The sequence below is a fragment of the Paracoccus sp. KKT209 genome, from assembly GCF_055635455.1.
In genome coordinates this window covers 339,063-356,676 of the sequence record NZ_JBVMWB010000002.1, presented here as the reverse complement: position 1 = coordinate 356,676, position 17,614 = coordinate 339,063, and the positions used below count along the sequence as shown (strand labels likewise).

Here is a 17,614-nt window from a genome sequence, read left to right as displayed (position 1 = left end):
CCATGACCCCCGCATCCCGACCGCTGATCGCCATCCTGCGCGGGCTGACGCCCGAGGAGGCCCCTGCCATCGCCGGCGCCCTGATCGATGCCGGCGTCACCCGGATCGAGGTGCCGCTGAATTCTCCCGACCCCCTGGACAGCATCCGCATCCTGGCGCGGGAATTCGGTGATCAGGCCCTTATCGGCGCGGGCACGGTCCTGACCGTTTCGCAGGCGCAGGCGGTGGCGCAGGCCGGAGGACGGATGGTCCTGTCCCCCAATTGCGACGCCGAGGTCATCCGGGCCACGCGCGCCGCCGGAATGGAGAGCTTTCCGGGCGTGATGACACCGTCTGAGGCTTTCGTGGCACTGGCGGCCGGCGCATCCGGATTGAAGCTGTTTCCGGGCGAGCTGATCGGCCCGACTGGCCTGCGCGCGATGCGCGCCGTCCTGCCCGCCGGGACGGATTGCTGGGCGGTGGGCGGCGTTTCTGCCGAAAACATGAACGAATGGCGCAAGGCGGGCGCAGCGGGCTTCGGCATCGGCTCGGCGCTTTACAAGCCCGGCGACTCTGCGACAGTCGTTGCGGAAAAGGCACGGGTGATGGTGGCCGCGTGGGACGAGGTAGCATGATGATCTTTGACGACACCCCCTGCGCCCTGGGCGAAGGCGTGCTGTGGCACGGCGACCGCAACGCACTGATGTGGTTCGACATCCTGTCCCGGCGGATGTATCTAAAATCGCTGGACGGCGCGCGGCAGCAGTGGGATTTCGCGGACCATGTCTCGGCCGCGGGCATCGTGGACGCGGACCGGGTGCTGGTCGCGTCGTCGCGGGCGCTGTCGCTGATGGACCTGCGCGACGGCAGCACTACCCTGCTGGCGCCGCTGGAGGCGGACAATCCGGTGACCCGCTCGAACGACGGTCGTGCGGACCCGTACGGGGGCTTCTGGATCGGCACGATGGGCCTGAACGCAGAGCCCAAGGCCGGGACGATCTGGCGCTTCTGGAAGGGGGAACTGCGCCCGCTGTTTCCCCGCATCACCATCACCAACGCCATCTGCTTCAGCCCGGATGGCGGCCATGCCTGCTTCGCCGATACCGATGTCGGGGTGATCTACCGCGTGCGCCTGGACCGCGACGGCTGGCCTCTGGGCGAGCCGAAAGCGTTCATCGATCTGCGACCCGAGGGGCTGAGCCCGGATGGCGCCGTCATCGATACCGAAGGCTTCCTGTGGTCGGCGCAATGGGGCGCGGGACGCGTGGCCCGGTATGACAGTGATGGCCGGTTCGACCGCGCGATCAGTCTGCCGGCCAGCCAGATCTCGTGCCCGGCTTTCGGCGGTCGCGACTTGGGAACGCTGTTCGCGACTTCGGCCCGAGACGGGCTCTCGGCCCCGGAGGCACAGGATGGCTGCACATTTGCCGTCGAGGTCGGCGTGCAGGGACAGGACGAACATCGCGTGCATCTCGGCTGATCTTGATGGGCGCAACGGCCTCCGGGCGCGACCCTTCATCTGCCTTGCCCACGCCCCTGTAGATCCGCCCTCCGATACTATGGAAGCGCCGTGCTGCCCGTAGGCCTCCTGCAACTTTCGGCTATTGTTCAAGCAATGCCCTCCCACTCGCCCAGACCGAATTCATCGCCTCTCAGAATGGCGATGTTGCGCAAATCAGCCCCGAGCATAACTGCCCCCTTTCCCGCCATTCTTCAGCGGACTGCTTCGATCTCGGCCCTGCCAAGGGCCGAGAAGCGGTTCATGATGGCGATGCGGATCTGGATTTCGGCGGTCTGGCGGGCGGGGTCTCGTGACATGATCCTCTCGCCGAAGAGCTTCAGGCAGTTCATCAAAGCTTCGACCCGACTTCGGGCGTGATAGCCGGTCCACTTCTTCCAGAGCGCCCGGCCCAAGCGCCTGGTTGCCCGCAGGATCTCATTTCGCGCGGCAGCAGCGGGACAGTCTTCTTTCCAGGCGCGGCCATTGCGCCGGATCGGTATGACGGCATCCGCGCCTCGGTCGATGATCGCGCCATGGCATCGTCGTGTATCGTAAGCACCATCTGCGGTGACCGTGCCGATCGTCTCTTCCGGCGGGATCTGCGCCAGAAGCTCCGGCAGCAGCGGGCTGTCGCCTTGGCGGCTCGAGGTCAACTCGACCGCGCGCACATCCCCGGTGCCCGCGTCCATGGCGAGGTGGACCTTTCTCCATTGCCTCCGGCGTGACGGGCCATGTTTGCGGGTCTGCCACTCGCCGTCCCCGCGGAACTTGATACCGGTGCTGTCGATCAACAGGTTCAGGGGCTGCCCGGACGCGCGATACGGGACCTGCACCGCGATCCGCGCCTGCCGGCGGCACAGCGTCGAATAGTCCGGAACCGGCCAATCAAGCCCCGCCATCTGGATCAGGCTTTCAACCAGCCCGACCGTCTGCCGGAGCGGAAGCCCAAAAAGCACTTTCAGGGTCAAGCAGGTCTGGATGGCAGCGTCCGAGAAGGTCTCGGGTCGCCCGCGCTTGCCGGTCTTGTCGGCGTGCCAGACCGTCTCGGGATCGAACCAGACCGACAGCGAGCCGCGCTTGCGCAGCGCCGCATTGTAGTCTGACCAGTTCGTCGTGCAGTAGCGGATCGGGGAAGGCTTCGGCATGCCCTCGACCTAACCCTCAGGACGCGCTCAGTGAATCCCCCTCACTGAGATGTGCAACAAGGTCTCTCAGAATGCTATTGCTTTGAACCGCAGCAAATCGCCTACGATATAAATTCCATTTTTGATCAGATTATAGGTGCTAGGTAGCCAAAGATAATCTTACCGTATTGGTTAGGTATATGTTTGGAAATCTTCCCACGGTTTTTTTATAAAAAAAGATGACCCTGATCTTTCCTGATTAAATAAGCCGGCCTTCGGCTTTAGCGAAAAGCGGAGGATGTCTCTAAAGGAGTACACCTCTGAGCAGATTTATGAGCAATGATATACAATCTGTGGCTGTATATTGACCTGGTCCTCTCAAAGCTTTGGGACATCATCTGAGACCGCCTTGAGAGACAGACGAAAGCCAGTCCTCCAAGAACTGTACGCGACTGGCCCTTGGACCCGCCCCTCCTATCTAAAAGGATAGGTCTCTTCCCATCCAAAAGTATCATCCTTTGTTGTGAAGCCAATTCGGCTGATGCTAATGTCGGGCTACCGGCAAGAGTTTATGCTGGCGAACTGAGCGATTTACTGTGGCGGGTTCACTTATCAGCGGCGCGTTTTTTGCCACAGTTTTTCAGTCGGTCTTTGCGGCAAACGCGGAGTTTAACTGGTGACGCCCTTTGTTGTTTAACCGCGTTTGCTGCTGCAGACTGACCGTGGACTTGACACCACCTGCGTGACGACGTCATCGCGCGGAATCCGGATCATGATCCGCATGCCACTCCCAAGCCCGAAAAGTCAGCGGATTTCTGCGGAAGGCGGCTTCAAGTTCTGCGGGTGCAGCCAGGCAGTGCCTCGACCGGTAGTCGGCTCGAAGCCGCTGCTGTTCATCCTGTGCAAGCATGTATTGACCCAGCTGAATCTGCTCAGGTTAAGCCGCTAATCTGAATGCCTGGGCAGGTGTCCGCATGGCAAGCGCCTGATGCGGCCGGCGGGTGTTGTAGAACTGGATCCAGTCTCCGATGGCCCGCGCGGCGTGCTGGATGCTCTCGAAGCGGTGGCGGTGAACGCATTTGTCGGGAAAACGGTCCACTGGACCGTTTTCTGATCCTCCTCATTCCTTCAGCGTCCTGATGACACGTTCGACCATGCCGTTTTGCTGCGGACAATGCGGAGTGATGAACTCCTGCCTCAGACCGTAGCTGCGCACCAGGGCCGTGTGGTGCCGGCTGGTGAAGACCAGCCCATTGTCAGACCTCAGCAAGAACTCGCGGTTGACGCGACCCAAGGTGCCGAAGCGGCTGATCAGAGCATGTTCCAGCGCGCTAGCCGCTGTGGTCGCCTTTCCGGTGCGTGACAGGTGCCATCCCAGAAGCTCCCGGGTGTGACAGTCGATCACACGGGCCAGAGAGGCCAGCCGTCCCTGCCGGCCCAGATCGGTCGACCAGCGCTCGTTTGGCCCGGTGGCGACGGGCGGCAGCGCCTGGATGCGCGGGCATGCCGGCAGGGTGCTTGCGGACCTGCCAGTTCTTCAACTGGAAGATCCGCTGCACCGTATTCTTGTTGAAGCCCAGCAGGAAAGCCACCATACGGTAGCCGAACGATGGGTTTTCCTCGATCATGGCCTTGATCGGCTCGGCGAAGCGGGGATCGATCTTCGGGGCGGCCTTGGTCGGCTTGTAGTAGACCGTCCGTCGCGGGACGCCAATACCCGGCGCAGAGCTTCACCAGCGACACATTGATGCCATCTGCCAGCAGGCCCTCATGGAGCGTCCGGATCAATTGTCGTTCTCCGTTCGCCATTGGCCTCGGACCGATGGCGGCTCAATGGCTCACCATGAGGGCCGCCAACTTTTTTCGCGCGCGCAGCTCCAGCATGGCCTCGCCGTAGGCCTCTTGCAGGTCACGAAGCTGCTTTCGTATTCCTGCCGAACATCGAGCGGGTTTGCCCGCAGCGCATTCTTCATGCCCCGACGGGCATCATCGACCCGGCCCTCGATCTCGGATGGGGAGAGGTCATAGCCGCGGCTGGCTTCCGCCACCGTCGTCTTGCCCTGAATGATCTCGATGACCAGCGCTGACTTGCGCTTGGCCGTCCACCGCTTGACGACGTCTTCCAATGGTCCACTCATCGCTACGTTTCACTCCTTGTAGCATGAGCAGATTTTCACTGGGTCGATACAGGCAACGACTGGCACCACAGAAAGGCTCAACCTGTTCGTGCGGTTGACCAGTCGCTCCCCGACCAGAGGGCTGGGGTGCTTGATGAAACCTGCATCTTTGCAAAGCAGGATGAATGGTGTCGACTACGTTGGTTCCAGAACATTCAACGGCCAAGGGCGGGACCATCCGGCCCCGCCCTTTCCATTCCGTCGTAGTGACCAGTCGCGTCAGACCTCGACCGTGACCTTGCCCATCGGGTGCGAACAGCAGGCCAGGATATAGCCTTCCGCGATATCCTCGTCGCTGATGCCGCCGTTATGGACCATGTGCACGTCGCCCGAGGTCTTGAGGATCCGGCAGGTCCCGCACAGGCCAAAGGTGCAGCCCGATGGGATGTTCAGACCCGACCGCTTGGCCACCGCCAGAATGGTGTCGGTTTCGGCGCAGGAGGACGTGACGCCGCTGGTGCTGAAGGTCACCTCGGCACTGGCACCCTCTTCGGGGGACACGTCGTCGATCACCGGTGCATCGGCTTCGGTGGCCACGGGCGCCCCAAAGCTTTCCTGGTGATAATGGTTCATGTCGTAGCCAAGCGAACCCAGCATGTCGCGCACGGCCTGCATGAACGGCTCGGGGCCGCAGCAGAAGACCTCGCGCTCCAGATAGTCGGGCGCCATCAGGCCCAGCATCAGGCTGTTCAGGCGCCCCTGATACCCGTGCCAGGTCTTGAAGGGCTCGGGCTCTTCGATGGTGAAGCGCAGCTGCACGCCAGGCACGCGGGCCGCGAACTGTTCCAGCCGCTCGCGGAAGATGATGTCAGACGGGCTGCGCGCGGCATGCACGAAGACCAGATCCGTGTCCTGCGCCTGGTCCCAGGCCCAGGTCGTCATGGACATCATCGGCGTGATCCCCGACCCAGCCGAGATGAACAGGTATTTCTTGGCCACGTGGCGATGAAAGCTGAAGATCCCGCCCGGACCGAAGGCCTTGATGCGCATGCCCGGACGAAGGTGGTCCAGCATCCAGCGCGTGCCGATGGAGGTGGCCTGCGCCTTGACCGTCACCGAGATCGACAGCGGCCGCGAGGGCGACGAGCTGATCGTGTAGGTGCGCTGCACATTGCCGCCCGGCACGGGCAGGTCAAGCGTCAGGAACTGGCCCGGCTGATAGTCGAACCAGGCGCCCGACGGGGCGCGGAATATGAAAGTCGCCGTGTCGCGCGTCTCGGGGACGACCATGACGCATTCCAGCGGTTCGTCATCGGACCACGGCTCGGAGGACCAGTTCAGTCGAGGTTTCTTCATCTTATGCTGCCGCCTGCTGCGTGTCGGACTGATCGAGAACCGGGTGCTGCCCATGGGCCGGCGGAACGCCGATCCTCGTCCTGCCGCCTACAAGGGACGGCAGATCTTCGCAACCTCTCTCAGATGGTCGGGAGAGGTTGATCAGGTGGGGGCCAAGCCCGGTGGCGATCGTGGTCTGGGTCATTGAAAGGTTCGGTCGTCCTGCTGGTGGGATTCGCGGTAACCTAATGGTGCGCGCGCGACACCCGCGCTGGATTGCGACATTCAGATGCCGGATTCAGACATGTACGTCGGAATTCATCGCTTTTCGGCAAGGCCGGATTGGCAGCGTCAGCGCGGCCGGACATGTCCCGCCGACAGAGGCGGCCTGTTCATCTGGATGCCTCCTCGGTGTATTCATCCTTGAACCTCTTGTTGTTTTTAAAGGAAAATCAGCTGTTCGCCTGATCTGTGGCCCGGGTTTTCTCCAAGCCGTTTGCGCCTTGCATGGCCCTTCTCATCGGCCTCGTCCTTTCATTGCTTGCCCGCGCAGCCCGTGAAATTCAGACAGAGCCGATTCCAGGTTTTGCTCGACTGTGTCTTTCGCTTGCCTGCTCTAACGCGCGTGGTGACAGCCGCCGCATCGTCATGGCGAAAGATGTGCCGGTGCGGCTATGGCGGGTCAGATAAGGCATGAACGTCCTTTTTCAGTTCGCGACCTTCCGTCTTGCTTTTTCAGAATAATGGAAAAACATTCCGTGCCGCTTGGCAAAAACACTCCCCTGCCTTAGATGGGGAGGCAAGGAACTGGTGCCACGGGGACCGGTCTTTCATCAGCTTCAGGAGGAACACGCATGGATGCCAGCATCACCGCCCGCCATGGGCTGGAGATCGACACGGGATTTGCCGCATTCATCGAGGAGCAGGTCCTGCCCGGCACGGGCGTGGACAGCGCGGTGTTCTGGCAAGGCTATGCGGATCTGCTGGACGCCTTTGCCGACCGGAACAAGGCTCTCCTGGAGCGCCGGAGCGAGTTGCAGGCGCAGATCGACGCCTGGCATCGCGGTCGCGGCAACCAGCCTTGGGACAAGGCGGCCTATCGCGCCTTCCTGACCCAGATCGGCTATCTGGTGCCCGAACCCGCGCCCTTTACCGTCGAGAACGGCCGCATCGACCCCGAGATCGCCACCATGGCCGGCCCGCAGCTGGTCGTGCCGGTCAGCAACGCCCGCTTTGCCCTGAATGCGGCGAATGCGCGGTGGGGGTCGCTTTATGATGCGATGTATGGTTCGGACGTGATGGGGCCGACGCCGGCCGGGGGATTTGACGAGGCGCGCCGTGATGCCGTCGTAGCCCGCGCCGCGGAGTTCCTGGACCGCACCTTCCCGTTGACGGGTGGCAGCCACGTCGCTGTCACGGATTATACCGCCGATGCCGATGGGCTGATCGCCACGGTGGAGGGCCAGTCCCTGCGCCTGGCGGAACCGGCCGCCTATGTCGGCCTGCGGACCGAGGGCGATGACAGGGCATATGTCCTGCGCCACAACGGCCTGCATGTCGAACTGGTGATCAACCGCGATCATCCGATCGGCGCGGCCTCGGCCTCGGGCCTGCGCGACGTGGTGATGGAGGCGGCGCTGTCCGCGATCCAAGACTGCGAGGACAGCGTGGCGGCCGTCGATGCCGAGGACAAGATCGCCGTCTATGGCAACTGGCTGGGCCTGATGAAGGGCGACCTGACCGAAAGCTTTGACAAGGGCGGCAAGACCATGACCCGCCGGCTGGCCGGCGACCGTGACCTCACACGTCCGGACGGAAGCACCCTGACTCTGCCCGGCCGCGCGCTGCTGCTGGTCCGCAATGTCGGGCACCTGATGGCCACGGACGTTGTCCGCAAGGACGGCCGGCCGACGCCCGAAGGGTTGATGGATGCGATGGTCACGGTGGCTTGCGCGCTGCACGACCTGGCCAAGACCGACGGCCCGCGCAACAGCCGCGCCGGCGCGATCTACGTGGTCAAGCCGAAGATGCATGGCCCCGACGAGGCTGCCTTTGCCGACGAGGTCTTCACGCATGTCGAGCGCGTGCTGGGCCTTGCACCGAACACGGTCAAGCTGGGCCTGATGGACGAGGAGCGCCGGACCAGCGCCAACCTGGCCGCCTGCATCCACGCAATCCGCAACCGGATCTTCTTCATCAACACCGGCTTCCTGGACCGCACGGGCGACGAGATACATACCTCGATGCAGGCTGGAGCCTTCCTGGGCCGGGAGGCGATGAAATCCGCCGACTGGCTCAAGGCCTATGAGGACCGGAACGTTTTGATCGGACTTGCGGCCGGCATGCGGGGGCGCGCGCAGATCGGCAAGGGCATGTGGGCCAAGCCCGATGCCCTGGCCGAGATGCTGGAGGTCAAGATCGGCCATCCCAGGTCCGGCGCCTCGACGGCCTGGGTGCCCTCGCCCACGGCGGCGACGCTGCATGCGCTGCATTACCACATGGTCGATGTCGCCGCCCGTCAGGACGAGCTGCAGGGCCAGCCCCTGCCCGATCTTGACCTTCTGCTGACGCCGGCGCTGGCCCGCGAGCCCATGCCGCAGGAGCAGGTCCTGCGCGAGTTGGACAACAGCGCCCAGGGGATCCTCGGCTATGTCGTGCGATGGGTGGATCAGGGGATCGGCTGCTCCAAGGTGCCCGACATCGATGACGTGCAGCTGATGGAGGACCGCGCCACCTGCCGGATCAGCGCGCAGTACCTGGCCAACTGGCTGGAGCACCGGGTGATCACCGTCGATCAGGTCGAGGATGCGCTGCGCCGCATGGCCGCCAAGGTCGATCGCCAGAATGCCGGCGATCCGGGATACCGGCCGATGGCGCCGTCCTTCGACGGCCCCGCCTTTCAGGCCGCGCGTGACCTTGTCCTGACTGGCGCTTCCCAACCGTCCGGTTATACAGAGCCCGCGCTGCACCAGCGGCGCGCCGAGGCCAAGGCATTGCATCAGTGAACCAAAAGATGCGGCGGCGGTTGTGATGCTGCTGCCGCACAAGATGGTGCGGGCGGAGTTGGAAAGGAAAAGCACCGGAATGTCGGGTAAGAAAATCGCCGTGGCCGGGATCGGCTATGTTGGACTGTCGAACGCGGTTCTTCTGGCCGCCCGCAATCGCGTGCGGGCGCTGGACGTGGACGCGGGCCGGGTCGCCATGTTGAACGACCGGCGTTGCCCGATCATTGACGCTGACATGGAACGCCATCTGGCCGAACAGGCGCTGGACCTGACCGCCACGACAGACCCCGCGACAGCCTATGAGGATGCGGACTTCGTGATCGTGGCCACTCCCACGAACTATGATCCGGTCAGCAACTATTTCGACACCTCCAGCGTCGAGGCGGTGATCCGCGACGTGATCCGCCTGGCGCCGCAGGCGGTGATCGTGGTCAAGTCGACGGTGCCGGTGGGCTTTACCCGCGACGTGTCGCGCCGGCTTGGCACCCAGCAGGTCATCTTCAGCCCGGAATTCCTGCGCGAGGGTCGCGCGCTGCATGACAACCTGCACCCGTCTCGTATCGTGGTGGGCGAGGACAGCGCGCGCGGCCGTGCCTTTGCCGACCTTCTGGCCGAGGCCGCGCTGGATGCCGACGTCCCCGTCCTGCTGACAGGCGCGACGGAGGCCGAAGCGATCAAGCTGTTCGCGAACACCTATCTTGCGCTGCGCGTGGCCTATTTCAACGAATTGGACAGCTATGCCCTGACCAACGGGCTGGACAGCCGCCAGATCATCGACGGCGTCGGTCTGGATCCGCGGATCGGGACGCATTACAACAATCCGTCGTTCGGCTACGGAGGCTACTGCCTGCCCAAGGACAGCAAGCAGCTGCTGGCCAACTACAGCAACGTGCCGCAGAACCTGATCGCCGCCGTGGTCGATGCGAACCGCACCCGCAAGGACGTGATCTCCAATCATATCGTGTCCCAAGGCGCGCAGGTGGTGGGCATCCACCGGCTGGTGATGAAGGCGGGATCCGACAACTTCCGCCAGTCGGCGGTCCAGGGCATCATGAAGCGGCTGAAGGCCAAGGGCATCGAGGTGCTGGTCTATGAACCCGCGATGCGCGAGGCCCGCTTTTTCGGATCGGAGGTCGTTCGAGACCTGGCCGACTTCAAGGGGCGGGCCCAGTTGATCGTCGCGAACCGCCTGACGCCGGAACTGGGCGACGTGGCCGACAAGGTCTATACCCGCGACCTCTTCGGCGAGGACTGAGGCCCTAGAGGAGGGCCTTTAACTGTGCCTCGATCCGCCGGCGACGCCAGCTCGACCGGATCTGCCGGGCGGTCAGGTTCTGCGGAAAGATGCAGACGCCGCCCTCGCGCACCTTCATGGTGAACTTGCGCGAGGCCGCCGCAATCCGGCTGTCTGCGGCGGTCACCGCCGCCACGGTGACCTCGACCTCGCGGACGTCATCTGGCTCCAAGGCGTCGAAGCTGCTGTGCCGGGCTCGGTCCAGCAGGTTCTGCGCGCTGCCGATATCGACGGAATCTCCGCTTTTCAGCGGCCCTTGCAGCGTCGCCTCGCGCGGACTGGCATGCTGGTCGCGGGCAATCTCGGTCCGGTCCGCGACCGACGACATCCGCTCGCCCGAGGCGGTCCAGACGGTCAGCATGATCTCGAGCACATAGATCGGCTCGAAACCCAGGTTGCTGACCAGCAGGCGGGCCGACAGGTCGCGCGCCCCGCCCAGGTGGATCAGTATCTCGGTCCGCCGCTGGCGGCGCAGCCCCGACACGATGACATGAAGATAGACCATCCAGACGACGGCCGTGATCGCGGCCATGCTGGCCTGAACCAATCCGCTGTTTTCCGAGATCCATTCCCACATCTGCCGGCATCCTTTTCCCAGAGGCCGCACCAACACCCGGGCGTTTCAGATGTTCCGCCGGACCGGCGACTGCCACGGCGCATGTCCGCCCGGATCCAGCACGACCCCCGCTGCGTTATCCGATTGCTCCGCCCAAGCGGGTTCTTCCCCACGCAACACGAGGACTGCCATGACCGATCAAGCCATCGCCACGATCGAAGCCCGCCTGGACGCGCAGCGTCGCCTGCTGGCCCGTCTTGTCGCCGCCCTGAACCCCGAGGCGCGCCAGCCGGTGATGGACTGGCTGGGGCAGCGGGAGACCATGCGCGACGGCCAGGAGGACCCTGGCGCCGTGCCCACCGACAACCTGGGGCAGGGTCTGGCCGCAGCCGAGGAATACCAGATGATCCTGCGCCTGGTCGGCGACCGCCTGCACGAGGACTCCCTGCGCTAGCCCCGGGCGTCCAGCTGATCCCGCAGGCGTGCCGTGTCCAGCAGGTCATCCAGATCGACCCGCGCCCGCAGCCGCGCCAGCAGCAGGTAAAGCCCGCCGATCTTGCGATGCAGGAACAGGATCTCAGGCGGGGGCATTTCGGCGCGGGCGCGCATCTGCCCGACCTGCATTGCCATCTCGGCCACACGCTGTGGAATGTCAGTCGCCGCGACATCGAAGACGCCGCCGGCGCGTAGCGGCGCAAAGGCCAGGTCCATCATCTGCATCAGCATGTCCTGGTGAAGCTGCTCTGTCCCCGACCGGAAATAGCCGATGTCGATGGCGGCCTGCCGCACATCCGCCCGGTCGTCCGCCAGGGCGGCCGTCAGCAGGCGCAGGTAATCGGGCGCAACCGAGGGTGAAAAGCTGCGCGTCGCGCCGAAATCCAGCAGCACGATCCGCCCGCTGTCGGGTTGCCAGCGATAATTGGCGAAGTTGGGATCCGTCTGCATCAGGTTGAAGCGGAACAACTCATCCAGAACCAGACGCGCCAGGCTTGCCGCCGCCTTGTCGCGCACCGGCTGCGGCGCCTCGGCCAGCGTCTCGATGGGGTGGCTGTCGATATATGTCATTGCCAGAACGTCCGGCGTGGTGAATTCCGCGTCCGGCTCCGGCAGCAGGAATTCCGGCTGCCCGGTCAGATGGAGGGCATATCGGCGCATCTGCTCGGCCTCGCGCAGGTAATCCGCCTCGGCATGCAGTTGGCTGCGCCCCTCCTCCATCAGCGCGGGCAGGTCGATGCCGGGCGGCATCACGCCCGGGATCTTGAGCAGCAGGCCGAGGTTCGCGATGTCGCTGTCGATGCTGGCCCGCACGCCCGGATACTGGACCTTGATCGCCAGGTCGCGCCCATCTTTGGTCTGCGCACGATGGACCTGTCCGATGGAGGCCGCCGCGATCGGCTGCACCTGGAACCGCGAAAATCTGCGCAGCCAGTCGCGGCCCCAGGAGGCGTCCAGCACGCGCTGCAGCTGCTTGGGCGGCATCGGGTCGGCATCCGCCCGCAGCCGGGCCAAGATCGCTGTCAGTTCCGGAGGCAGGAAATCGCCCGCATCCATCGACAGCAGCTGGCCCATCTTCAGCGCGGCCCCCCGCATCTGCGCCAACTGCCCCGCCAGTCGCGCCGCATTGGCCGGGGTCAGCAACAGGTCCTGGGCCCGCGGCCGCTGACCCCCCGCCATCTGGCGGGCGCCCTGCGCCAAGGCACGGCCGCCGATGCCGGTGGCCAGCCCGCCGATCCGAAGCATCCGGGACAGACGCCCCTGGGGCACGGCGCGGGGGCGGCGATCCTCCGGCTTCATCTCAGCGCGCCAGCAGATGGGCGGCCATGGCGCGGCCGCTGGCCCAGCCATCCTCGGCCGAGGGGCCGAGCGCCCAGTCCCCGCCGGCGACCAGCCCTGTCGTATCATCGACCAGAAAGGGCCGCCCAAGCGGCCGGTCCGCCTGCGCATAAAGCCAACGATGCGCCGCCTTGTGCTGCAGCTGCGCCGGATCGGCGCCCAGCAGCGTCAGCAGCTGCGGGGCGACCAGATCCGCCAGCTGGGCGAAGGGCAGATCGATATGGGCCATGCTCCAGTCGGGATCGGCCTGCACGACCCAGGTGGTCAGCGGCTGACCCTGACGCCCCGGCTTTGTCCCATCCTGCGCAATCCAAGCCAGCGCGCCCTCGGACCGGCGGGTCGCAAAGGGACGCGGCGCGGCGGGGGCCAGGCCCATCATCACCGTCACATTCGCCTGATACCGCACCGCTGCAAGTTCAGGGGCAAAGCGATGATCCTGCCCCAGCAGATCGCGCGCCTGCGGGGCCGGGATCGCCAGAACAACCAGATCGGCGGCCTCTGTCCGGTCATCGACCCGCAGCTGCCAGCCGGCACCGTCGCGCCTGAGGCCCGTCACCATCGCCCCCTGCACCACGTCAAGCCCCTGCCCCAAGGCGCGACCGACCTGCGCCATGCCGGGCAGGCCGACCCAACTGCCCTCGGGCCCCTCAGGCCAGTCTGCGACATGACCGCCGGTCGCCAGCCCCCGCAGCAGCGCCGCAAAGGCCAGCTCCCTCGGGCACAGATATTGCGCGCCATGGTCAAAGCGCAGTCCCGTCTCGGTCCGCCGCGTCGCCAGCCGCCCGCCGATGCCGCGCCCCTTGTCATAGAGGCGAACCTGCCAGCCCGCCTCGACCAGCGCCCGGGCGCAGGTCAGCCCGGTGATCCCCGCGCCGACGATGGCGACCTGCCTTTGCCTGTCCATGGATGCCCTTCCCTTTGGCGGCATCAGGTCAGCTTGCGGCCGGGCGCGCAAGGCGGCGTTTTGTCCCCCTCAATCTAGGTGCAGCCGGCCGACGAAGTCGAGGAAGGCCGCCAGCGCGGCAGTGACCAGCTTGCGGCTGGAATAGACCACATGGACCGGCACCCGGGGCAGCGCGTAATCGGCCATCACCGGGACCAGCCGCCCTTGGGCCAGGTCCTCGGCCACCTGGAATTCCGGCGTCAGCGCGATGCCCTTGCCCCCCACGGCCAGACCCCGCAACAGCTCTCCGTTGTTGCTGGAAAAGGCGGGCGTGATCTTCTGGTAGACGACCTCGTCCCCCTGGCGCAGAGGCCAGGTGCCGGGGCCGCGCAGGTTGGTATAGTGCAGGCACAGGTGGTTGCGCAGCTCCGAAGGTCGTGCCGGGCTGCCATGCTGCGCGACATAGCCGGGCGATGCGACCAGCATGATGCGCGCATCATGCAGGCGCCGGGCCAGCAGGGCGCTGTCCTCCAGCGATCCGACACGGATGACGGCATCAAAGCCGTCGCGGGTCAGGTCGGCACGGCTGTCGTCCAGAACGACGTCCAGCTGGATGTCGGGATATTCCTCCATGAAGCGCATCAGGTGCGGCTGAAAGACCCTCAGCGCATATTGCACCGGCGCGCCCAGCTTCAACGGCCCCGACGGCCGCTTGGAGGCGGCCCTGACCCCCTCGGTCGCGGCGTCCAGACGCGCCAGAATGTCGCTGATTTCGGCATAAAAGCTCTGGCCGGCGGCGGTCGGGGTCACGGCGCGGGTCGTCCGCGTCAAAAGCCGCGTGCCCAGATCGGCCTCCAGATCGGCGATCATCTTGCTGCACATGCTTTTCGAGACGCCGATCCGCCGGGCCGCAGCGGCAAAGCTGCCCTCTTCCATGATCGCGGCAAAGCTGCGCAGCGCCTTGATGTCCATAATAAATTCCGTCATGCGGCCGTGGGCAGGGCCCGAACAAGGCAAGGCCGCCAGCCCCGAAGGGTGGCGGCCCGGCGGCCCCAAAGGGTCGGTACCCCTGACGCGATCAGTAGAAGCCGCGGCTGGAATTATCAATGCTGGCGGTTTGTTCGGTGGTGTTGATCCGGGTGATCGTCACCAGGTCGTCAGCCGACAGTCCCGCCTGCACCAGTTCGCGGGTGGTCATGACACTGCCCGCGGGAACCTGGACCGTTTCGGCAGCCTTGGCCGGAGCGGTGAATTCGGGGCGCTCGTTCGAACCGGTGGCGGCGCTGGCGGCACCGGTGGCGAGGGTCAGGGCGGTCATTGCAAGCACAAGAGCTTTCATCGTCGTATCTCCTTGGTCATCGACATGTGTCGTTTCGATGACTGTCAGATAAGCGGATGTAGCGGCGTCGATTAGACGCGAAATTCCGCGCTCTGTGTTCGACCAGACGGGACAATCGCGCGCCATCGTTCCGACCAGGTCAACTCCCGACGCAGGTGCGCGCGATGTGCGACAGGATGGCGTCGGGCTGTCCGTCAACGGCCGCGAACTGGCGCGGACGACCGTCCCACGCGGCCAGGGGCCCGTGGCGCGTGACCGGATTCATCAGGGTCAGTCCCAGGGCGATCCCCTGGCTCAGGACCCGGACCTCGCTCTGGGCCAGGTCGAACAGGCCGGGATCCGTCAGGTAGACGGCGGCGGTGCAATCATGGACCAGCATCCCGTCATAGCCCGATTGCGCGTAAAACCCGACATAGTCCTGCGACAGGTCGGCGATCAGCTGCATGCCCGGTCCTCCTTCAGCTGCAAGCCGTGCCAGCATGCCACGGGTCATGAAGGTGCGGGTGGTCAGGTCCAGCGGGATGGCCGTTACCCGCCAGGGCGCACCGAAGACGATGTCCGCCGCCAGGGGATCGCCCCAGATATTGGCCTCGGCTGCCGGGGTGACGTTGCCGGGCACGCGGAAGGCGCCGCCCATGATCACGACATCGGCGACCAGATCGGCGATGTCGGGCGCCAGCTGCAGGGCACGGGCCAGGTTGGTCATGCGCCCCACGGCCAGGATGCGCACCTGCCCCGGGTTCGCGCGGACCTGGTCGATCAGGAACTGCGCGGCGCTGTCGGGCTGGTCTACTGCCTCATCGGGGACGGGATAGCCGCCCAACCCGTTCTGGCCGTGGATATGCACGGGATACGCCTCGGGCGGCATGTCTGGGGTCAGCGGCCCGGCGGCGCCGGGATGGACGGGTGCATCATGGCCCCAGGCCTTCAGCAGAAAGCGCGCATTGCGCGTCGTGACGCTCACTGGTGCGTTGCCAAAGACCGTCGTCACCCCCAGCAGGTCGATGTCCGGATGCCGGATGAGGTAATAAAGCGCCAGCGCATCATCCACGCCGGGGTCGCTGTCCAGGATCACCTTGTGCATGATCAGTTCCTGCCCTGCGCCTGCGTCACAGGCTCATCGTTGCCCTGACGGCCCGGCGCCAGGCCTCATAGCGGGCGTCGCGGTCGCTGTCCTCCATCTGCGGGGCAAAGCTGCGGTCCAGCGCCCATTCCTTGGCAAAGCCTTCGGCATCGGGATAAAGCCCCGCCTTTTGCCCGGCCAGCCAGGCCGCGCCCAGGGCGGTCGTCTCGGTCACCTTGGGCCGGTCCACGGGCGCGCCCAGGATGTCGGCCAGGAACTGCATGGCCCAGTCCGACGCGCTCATCCCGCCATCGACGCGCAGCGCGGTCTCTCCGCGCGGCTGCCAGTCGACCTTCATCGCCTCCAGCAGGTCGCGGGTCTGAAAGCCCACGCTCTCCAGCGCGGCGCGCGCCAGTTCCGCGGGGCCTGAATTGCGGGTCAGCCCATAGATCGCGCCGCGGCTGTCGGGCGACCAGTAGGGTGCGCCAAGACCGGTGAAGGCCGGGACCAGGATCACCTGCTGGCCGGGATCGGCGCGTTCGGCCAGGGGCTGCGTCTCCTTGGCGTCGCGGATGATCTTCAGCCCGTCGCGCAGCCATTGCACGACCGCACCGGCGATGAAGATCGACCCCTCCAGGGCATAGGTCGGCTTGCCGTCCAGCTGATAGGCGATGGTGGTCAGCAGCCGCTGCGAGGAGGCCACCGGCTTGTCGCCGGTGTTCAGCAGCGCAAAGCAGCCCGTGCCATAGGTGGATTTCAGCATCCCCGGCTTGAAGCAGGCCTGGCCCACGGTGGCGGCCTGCTGGTCGCCCGCCACGCCCGTGATGGGCACCGGCCGGCCGAACAGGTCGGGGCGCGTGGTGCCGAAATCGGCCGAGCAGTCGCGCACCTCGGGCAGCATCGACATGGGAATGTCGAAAAGGCCGCAGATCGTGGCGGACCAGCGGCCCTTGTGAATGTCATACAGCATCGTGCGGGCGGCGTTCGTGGCATCGGTCGCATGAACCGCGCCGCCAGTCAGGTTCCAGATCAGCCAACTGTCCACGGTGCCAAAAGCCAGTTCGCCCTGTTCCGCCCGCGCCCGCGCGCCGTCGACGTGATCCAGGATCCATTTCAGCTTGGTGGCCGAGAAATAGGGATCGACCAGCAGCCCGGTGCGGGTCGTGATCATGTCGGCATGGCCTGCCGCCTCCAGCTCGCGGCAGAATTCGGCCGTGCGGCGGTCCTGCCAGACGATGGCGTTGTGGACGGGCTTGCCGGTCCTGCGATCCCATACCACCACGGTCTCGCGCTGGTTGGTGATGCCGATGGCGGTCAGCTGCGGGTTGCCGCATTTCTCGATCGCGGCGCGGCAGGTGGCGGCGACGCTGGCCCAGAGATCGGCGGGATCGTGTTCGACCCAGCCCGAGCGCGGGAAATGCTGCGGGAACTCCTCCTGCGCGCTGGCGCAGGGCGTCATCCTGTCGTCAAAGATGATGGCGCGGGACGACGTCGTGCCCTGGTCGATGGCAAGGATATGAGTCATGGGCGGTCCTTTCGTCACGAACAGGGGGCGCGGTTTCCCGCGCCCCCGAATGGTCAGCGT

Annotated in this window: 18 protein-coding genes and 1 pseudogene; 7 read left to right on the top strand and 12 right to left on the bottom strand. The window is 65.4% G+C overall.

Features of this window, described 5'->3' with window-relative positions; all coding sequences use genetic code 11:
• The first annotated feature begins 2 nt into the window (after window positions 1-2).
• The gene (locus ACZ2G3_RS17710; RefSeq protein WP_470399384.1) at window positions 3-614 is read left to right on the top strand and encodes a 2-dehydro-3-deoxy-6-phosphogalactonate aldolase; all 612 of its coding nucleotides are present in this window, start codon (window positions 3-5) and stop codon (window positions 612-614) included.
• Window positions 611-1,459: an SMP-30/gluconolactonase/LRE family protein gene (locus ACZ2G3_RS17705; RefSeq protein WP_470399382.1), complete on the top strand. Its 849-nt coding sequence runs from the start codon at window positions 611-613 to the stop codon at window positions 1,457-1,459. The genes ACZ2G3_RS17710 and ACZ2G3_RS17705 overlap by 4 nt, the downstream gene beginning before the upstream one ends.
• Window positions 1,460-1,692: 233 nt before the next feature.
• Here the strand turns inward: ACZ2G3_RS17705 and ACZ2G3_RS17700 are convergent, their stop codons facing one another.
• The 3 genes from ACZ2G3_RS17700 to ACZ2G3_RS17690 all read right to left on the bottom strand — a co-directional run bounded on the left by ACZ2G3_RS17700 (window position 1,693) and on the right by ACZ2G3_RS17690 (window position 4,018).
• Window positions 1,693-2,625: an IS5 family transposase gene (locus tag ACZ2G3_RS17700; protein WP_470395316.1), complete on the bottom strand. Its 933-nt coding sequence runs from the start codon at window positions 2,623-2,625 to the stop codon at window positions 1,693-1,695.
• Between the two features lie 916 nt (window positions 2,626-3,541).
• Window positions 3,542-3,703, bottom strand: a complete 162-nt coding sequence (locus tag ACZ2G3_RS17695) for an integrase core domain-containing protein (RefSeq protein ID WP_470397992.1) — start codon at window positions 3,701-3,703, stop codon at window positions 3,542-3,544.
• Window positions 3,704-3,724: 21 nt separating this feature from the next.
• Window positions 3,725-4,018, bottom strand: coding sequence for a DDE-type integrase/transposase/recombinase (locus tag ACZ2G3_RS17690; RefSeq protein WP_470399730.1), 294 nt, complete (start codon window positions 4,016-4,018; stop codon window positions 3,725-3,727).
• A gap of 100 nt (window positions 4,019-4,118) precedes the next feature.
• Here ACZ2G3_RS17690 and ACZ2G3_RS17685 point away from each other — a divergent pair, with 100 nt between their 5' ends.
• Entirely contained in the window at window positions 4,119-4,352 is a 234-nt protein-coding gene (locus ACZ2G3_RS17685; RefSeq protein WP_470397990.1) for a hypothetical protein, read from the top strand.
• 82 nt (window positions 4,353-4,434) lie between these two features.
• Here the strand turns inward: ACZ2G3_RS17685 and ACZ2G3_RS17680 are convergent.
• A pseudogene (locus tag ACZ2G3_RS17680) lies at window positions 4,435-4,742 on the bottom strand (DUF1153 domain-containing protein).
• A gap of 258 nt (window positions 4,743-5,000) precedes the next feature.
• Entirely contained in the window at window positions 5,001-6,077 is a 1,077-nt protein-coding gene (locus ACZ2G3_RS17675; protein WP_419269704.1) for an FAD-binding oxidoreductase, read from the bottom strand.
• Window positions 6,078-6,563: 486 nt separating this feature from the next.
• On the opposite strand from ACZ2G3_RS17675, the gene ACZ2G3_RS17670 reads away from it, so the two are divergent.
• The 3 genes from ACZ2G3_RS17670 (at window position 6,564) to ACZ2G3_RS17660 (ending at window position 10,316) form a co-directional block, all read left to right on the top strand.
• Window positions 6,564-6,746 carry a hypothetical protein gene (locus tag ACZ2G3_RS17670; protein WP_470399380.1) on the top strand — a complete coding sequence of 61 codons (183 nt, stop codon included), beginning with the start codon at window positions 6,564-6,566 and terminating at the stop codon, window positions 6,744-6,746.
• A 164-nt stretch (window positions 6,747-6,910) separates the two neighbouring features.
• The gene (locus tag ACZ2G3_RS17665; RefSeq protein WP_470399379.1) at window positions 6,911-9,061 is read left to right on the top strand and encodes a malate synthase G; all 2,151 of its coding nucleotides are present in this window, start codon (window positions 6,911-6,913) and stop codon (window positions 9,059-9,061) included.
• 79 nt (window positions 9,062-9,140) lie between these two features.
• A complete protein-coding gene (locus tag ACZ2G3_RS17660) occupies window positions 9,141-10,316 on the top strand; it encodes a nucleotide sugar dehydrogenase (protein WP_470399377.1) in 1,176 nt (391 codons plus the stop codon).
• A gap of 4 nt (window positions 10,317-10,320) precedes the next feature.
• Here the strand turns inward: ACZ2G3_RS17660 and ACZ2G3_RS17655 are convergent, their stop codons facing one another.
• Complete coding sequence (locus tag ACZ2G3_RS17655) at window positions 10,321-10,932, bottom strand: hypothetical protein (RefSeq protein WP_470399375.1); 612 nt, start codon at window positions 10,930-10,932, stop codon at window positions 10,321-10,323.
• Between the two features lie 169 nt (window positions 10,933-11,101).
• Here ACZ2G3_RS17655 and ACZ2G3_RS17650 point away from each other — a divergent pair, with 169 nt between their 5' ends.
• Window positions 11,102-11,365: a hypothetical protein gene (locus ACZ2G3_RS17650; RefSeq protein WP_419269713.1), complete on the top strand. Its 264-nt coding sequence runs from the start codon at window positions 11,102-11,104 to the stop codon at window positions 11,363-11,365.
• On the opposite strand, the gene ACZ2G3_RS17645 is transcribed toward ACZ2G3_RS17650, so the two are convergent.
• The 6 genes from ACZ2G3_RS17645 to glpK form a co-directional block, all read right to left on the bottom strand.
• Complete coding sequence (locus tag ACZ2G3_RS17645; protein ID WP_470399373.1) at window positions 11,362-12,705, bottom strand: ABC1 kinase family protein; 1,344 nt, start codon at window positions 12,703-12,705, stop codon at window positions 11,362-11,364. The genes ACZ2G3_RS17650 and ACZ2G3_RS17645 overlap by 4 nt on opposite strands.
• A 1-nt stretch (window position 12,706) precedes the next feature.
• The gene (locus ACZ2G3_RS17640) at window positions 12,707-13,648 is read right to left on the bottom strand and encodes an NAD(P)/FAD-dependent oxidoreductase (RefSeq protein WP_470399371.1); all 942 of its coding nucleotides are present in this window, start codon (window positions 13,646-13,648) and stop codon (window positions 12,707-12,709) included.
• A gap of 69 nt (window positions 13,649-13,717) precedes the next feature.
• Window positions 13,718-14,614, bottom strand: a complete 897-nt coding sequence (locus ACZ2G3_RS17635) for a LysR family transcriptional regulator (RefSeq protein ID WP_470399369.1) — start codon at window positions 14,612-14,614, stop codon at window positions 13,718-13,720.
• A gap of 91 nt (window positions 14,615-14,705) precedes the next feature.
• A complete protein-coding gene (locus tag ACZ2G3_RS17630; protein ID WP_419269721.1) occupies window positions 14,706-14,966 on the bottom strand; it encodes a hypothetical protein in 261 nt (86 codons plus the stop codon).
• A 139-nt stretch (window positions 14,967-15,105) separates the two neighbouring features.
• A complete protein-coding gene (locus tag ACZ2G3_RS17625; RefSeq protein ID WP_470399367.1) occupies window positions 15,106-16,050 on the bottom strand; it encodes a nucleoside hydrolase in 945 nt (314 codons plus the stop codon).
• A gap of 25 nt (window positions 16,051-16,075) precedes the next feature.
• Window positions 16,076-17,554 carry a glycerol kinase GlpK gene (gene glpK, locus ACZ2G3_RS17620; protein ID WP_470399365.1) on the bottom strand — a complete coding sequence of 493 codons (1,479 nt, stop codon included), beginning with the start codon at window positions 17,552-17,554 and terminating at the stop codon, window positions 16,076-16,078.
• Window positions 17,555-17,614 lie beyond the last annotated feature (60 nt).

Coding starts and splice junctions, on each gene's coding strand:
- ACZ2G3_RS17710 (WP_470399384.1), top strand. CDS start 3: ATGACCCCCGCATCCCGACCGCTGATCGCCATCCTGCGCGGGCTGACG.
- ACZ2G3_RS17705 (WP_470399382.1), top strand. CDS start 611: ATGATGATCTTTGACGACACCCCCTGCGCCCTGGGCGAAGGCGTGCTG.
- ACZ2G3_RS17700 (WP_470395316.1), bottom strand. CDS start 2,625: ATGCCGAAGCCTTCCCCGATCCGCTACTGCACGACGAACTGGTCAGAC.
- ACZ2G3_RS17675 (WP_419269704.1), bottom strand. CDS start 6,077: ATGAAGAAACCTCGACTGAACTGGTCCTCCGAGCCGTGGTCCGATGAC.
- ACZ2G3_RS17670 (WP_470399380.1), top strand. CDS start 6,564: ATGGCCCTTCTCATCGGCCTCGTCCTTTCATTGCTTGCCCGCGCAGCC.
- ACZ2G3_RS17665 (WP_470399379.1), top strand. CDS start 6,911: ATGGATGCCAGCATCACCGCCCGCCATGGGCTGGAGATCGACACGGGA.
- ACZ2G3_RS17660 (WP_470399377.1), top strand. CDS start 9,141: ATGTCGGGTAAGAAAATCGCCGTGGCCGGGATCGGCTATGTTGGACTG.
- ACZ2G3_RS17655 (WP_470399375.1), bottom strand. CDS start 10,932: ATGTGGGAATGGATCTCGGAAAACAGCGGATTGGTTCAGGCCAGCATG.
- ACZ2G3_RS17650 (WP_419269713.1), top strand. CDS start 11,102: ATGACCGATCAAGCCATCGCCACGATCGAAGCCCGCCTGGACGCGCAG.
- ACZ2G3_RS17645 (WP_470399373.1), bottom strand. CDS start 12,705: ATGAAGCCGGAGGATCGCCGCCCCCGCGCCGTGCCCCAGGGGCGTCTG.
- ACZ2G3_RS17640 (WP_470399371.1), bottom strand. CDS start 13,648: ATGGACAGGCAAAGGCAGGTCGCCATCGTCGGCGCGGGGATCACCGGG.
- ACZ2G3_RS17635 (WP_470399369.1), bottom strand. CDS start 14,614: ATGACGGAATTTATTATGGACATCAAGGCGCTGCGCAGCTTTGCCGCG.
- ACZ2G3_RS17630 (WP_419269721.1), bottom strand. CDS start 14,966: ATGAAAGCTCTTGTGCTTGCAATGACCGCCCTGACCCTCGCCACCGGT.
- ACZ2G3_RS17625 (WP_470399367.1), bottom strand. CDS start 16,050: ATGCACAAGGTGATCCTGGACAGCGACCCCGGCGTGGATGATGCGCTG.
- glpK (WP_470399365.1), bottom strand. CDS start 17,554: ATGACTCATATCCTTGCCATCGACCAGGGCACGACGTCGTCCCGCGCC.